At 59.3% G+C, this 2462-nt stretch carries 2 protein-coding genes; both read right to left on the minus strand.

What is annotated here, in order from left to right:
* The coding region (virB5, locus tag ALO43_RS19900) for a P-type DNA transfer protein VirB5 (protein ID WP_157062344.1) at nucleotides 1-691 on the minus strand (691 nt) is incomplete at its 3' end.
* Nucleotides 688-2462 (minus strand): VirB4 family type IV secretion system protein (locus ALO43_RS19905; RefSeq protein WP_054997944.1); only part of this gene is annotated, 1775 nt, incomplete at its 5' end. The genes virB5 and ALO43_RS19905, both read right to left, overlap by 4 nt.

Raw genomic sequence — 2462 nt, forward strand, 5'->3', positions numbered from 1 at the left:
TTTGCAGCGCCTCCCTAGGCCGCACGCTCGTTTTACCGTTCATGTAATCACTGAACGCTTGGGCCCGTTTTTCATTTTCCATCTTCTCTTGCTGCTGCTGAAGCATCTGCATATTGGCCAGCCGCATCTGCTGGTTTTGCAGCTCGATCAGCTCCTGCTGGTAGCGCAGCTGTAAATCCTCCTTCTGCTGTGGGGTCGTCACCTCGTTCAGCCGTGCCCGTAGGAACTCGGCGTTCTTGACCCGTTCAGTGCTGGCGTTGTAATTGCGCTCCAGCGCATCGGCAACCGACATCATCTGGTCGAATTTCTGCTGCACGCTGGCATTATCCGAGGTTAAGCCGTAGCGGTCACGCAAACTGGCGATGTCCCGTGCCGTGCCGTAGACATCGGCCCAGTCCCCCATGGGCATGACCCTGTTCAAGGCGGGGTCGTTCAGGAACCCACCCAGCATGTCATTGCCGGTGATGATGCTCTTGTAATGGTTGTACTGCTGCGCGGTCTCGCGGATGGCGTCCTTGGCCGTAGTCAGTGCATCCATGGCCTGCTTGGCCTGGGCCAACGCATTCGCCCTCAGCGTGAGCAGGGTAGACGGGTCCAGGACCGGCACGCCTGGCACTGCGGCGTGGGCAGCAGGCAGGGCGGCGGTCACTATGAGCGCGCTCAGCGCATAAGCCATCACGTGTTTGTTCATGATGAAACCTCCATTTCGTTGTGTTCCTGAAGGGCCTTCCAGGCTTTCTGAAAGGCCAGCATCCAGCGTTGTGCATCTCGCGTGTTCATGGACTGACGCAGGCCCTCGGCATAATCGAATGCAGGCAGCCACACGGCGGGATCGTCGGTGTTCAGCCATTGGCGCACGGCCTCGGCCACCAGGAACGCATCGACCCACACCGTGGGATCGGTCGTGCCCAGGTGTTGCCGGATACGCTCGGCCACCGCCAGGTTCATTTTCGTGGCCGACAGCAACGGCAACCAGTACTTGAGGGGGCCGCCCAGCTCCATCTTCAGCTTCACCGTCTGGTGACCCTGCTGCACCACCATTTCCCGGCTGAGTTTCCCCATGGCACGCACCGCTTCAAACAGCTTGCCCGTGACACCAAACTTGGCGTAGCTCTTAGCCTGGGCGTTTTTGTTGGGCAGCCAGATGGGCGTAATCACTTGCTGAATGACCGCCGGAGCATACTTCGTCGCCAGCGCTTGCTCGGGGTACTGGGTGTCCATGATCAGGATTTCCCCGCGCATGCGTCCGCTTTGCAGCACCTCCTGGATGGCGTCTGCCGTACTCTTGAAGGACAGCGGTGCCCAATACTCGGCCACCACGTTGAGCAGCAGATTGCCGGGGCGGGCCTGGTGCATTTCGCGCTTCATGTAGAACAGCGTGTTCAGAAACGCCTCCATGACCTCGGGGTGTTTCTCGGCATAATTGTTTTTGAGCAGCTGCGTGCAATCGAAGGCGAGACGCCGGTAGGTCTGCGCATCGAACTGGTTGACCGGCGAATCCAGTACCCAGGCGTATTGCCCTACACGGCCTTCACCGGCCAGGCGACACCATTTCGATAGCCGGGTCCGCAAGCAGTTTTCGCCTTGCTCGGGGATGTTTCGCAGCAGCAATGACATGCTGCGATTGCGCACGTTGGTGTGCGCCATGACCGCCTCGATCGAGTCCTTGATCCTTTTCTGGTCAGCGTCATTGCTCTTGTCAGGACCACCGGCGCAGCACAGCACCAGGTCAAACAGCATTTGCCGCAACCCCGGACTGTCGTGAAACTGGAACGGGTTGACGCCGGTGAATTGCCCCAGCTGCACGGTGTAATACTCGGCCCTCAATGCACACAGCAGGTGTTTCAGTGACTCGTTGTAGTCGATGCCGAAAATCAGCGGATCGAAGCGGCTGAGAAAGGTCAGCAGGGTGGCCTCAGCGGTGGTTTTACCCACCCCCGTCTGGCCCGTGAAGACCGCATGCCCTGGCAGCATTTCACCGAGGTTGTTCTGACCGGGCGGGCTGTCGTGCACGTTGAGGACATACAACGCCTTGTTGGCCGTCAGCACGGGCATCACACCCGTTCCATCACCAATGGGGTTGCCCTTGACCTTGCCCGTGGGGGTGGAGTGCAGGGAAAAGCTGCACGCCAGGTTCTCGGTCGATTTCATCATGGGGTACATGGCCTCGGTCACACCGGGGAACTGCGTGTACCAGGTGTCGATGTTGCTCATGGTCGAACGCACAAAGGTCGCGTCACGCACCGTAAACACCGACGCCATTTTCGTGCCGTTCTCGATGGCCTGGTCCGGGGTCTTGCCGTAGACGATCAGCGAGGCGTGATAACGACCAAACGCCTTGTCGCCCAGGGTGATGGCCTCGATGGCATTTTCAAGCTCCTCGGTCTGCCTGGAATCGCGCTCGACCGAGCCCAGATCCGCCACGTGCTTTTTGAATTTGTCCTTGGCCTTGTTACGGTCTT

The organism is Pseudomonas tremae (genome assembly GCF_001401155.1).
Classification (GTDB): Bacteria; Pseudomonadota; Gammaproteobacteria; order Pseudomonadales; family Pseudomonadaceae; genus Aquipseudomonas; species Aquipseudomonas tremae.